Origin of the sequence: Photobacterium lucens (assembly GCF_009873615.1) — a bacterium.
In the GTDB taxonomy this organism is placed as follows: domain Bacteria; phylum Pseudomonadota; class Gammaproteobacteria; order Enterobacterales; family Vibrionaceae; genus Photobacterium; species Photobacterium lucens.
The window spans coordinates 1-941 of sequence record NZ_SSMG01000306.1; the positions used below are offsets into that span (position 1 = coordinate 1).

1 protein-coding gene is annotated in these 941 nt (G+C 35.4%); it reads right to left on the bottom strand.

The annotated features are described in order from the left end of the window. On the bottom strand, positions 1–717 hold a 717-nt coding region (locus E5A76_RS13180), incomplete at its 3' end, for a sulfurtransferase (protein ID WP_161119214.1). Positions 718–941: the final 224 nt, after the last annotated feature.

Below are 941 nucleotides of genomic sequence, written 5' to 3' on the forward strand. Positions count from 1 at the left end.
ATCAAGTTCTGCTTGAGATTTAAGAAATTTCTTACCATTGGCATCTGTGGTAAAGAACTTACTTAAATCAATATACTTTGCTTTAGGTATACGACCATATTTACTGGTGACAGATTTCTTACCTAAATATTCGTCATAAGTACGGCTGTCATATAAATTATATTTCGGATTATGAACCGCAACTTTTGCAACCGTCGTACTTGCATAAATACTAGGATTAAGTACTGGCACATAATCAGAGGCTGGTAAGGTATGTGCAACTTGGGAGATCTCGTTACCCTCTTTCCATCCATCAAGACCACCATTTAAAATCGCTAAATCTTTAACCCCATAAAGCTCCAATACCCAAAGTAATCGAGATGCAAACATCAGTTCACCTTGATCATACACGATCACTTTAGCGTCTTTCGTTACTCCTTTCTCTCTCAGCAATGGGGCTATGTTGACTTTATTTTTAACGTAATAAACATCATCTTGAACAACATAAGTATCATCTACAGGAAAACTGATTGCATTAGGGATATGCCCTTGATCATACTGTTCTTTAGATCGACTATCGAAAATCACTACTGGCTGCTTCGTTGCTATTTGTTCTTTCAGCCAACTAGGATCAACAACATAACTCTGTTGTGCCAACGCACTCATACTGGTAAAGAAACCCAATATAACAAACAAAAAAAACGATAAATTTTTCAATATGTTTTGCCATTTAGTCATTCTGTTTTCCTTATTTCACCTGTAATATGCGCACCAACAAACAATAAGAACACTTGTGACCAACACATTTCATATCCAGCAAGAAACTAGCCAAAATAATAAATATTAATTCGCCTGATTTCTCTTCATTTTTAGCTCTCTGTACATTTAGCAATTACTCTTTCTGCATTTTGCAAAGCAAATTGGTATCCAATACCTAAATATTTAGACAGCACTTCAACAAG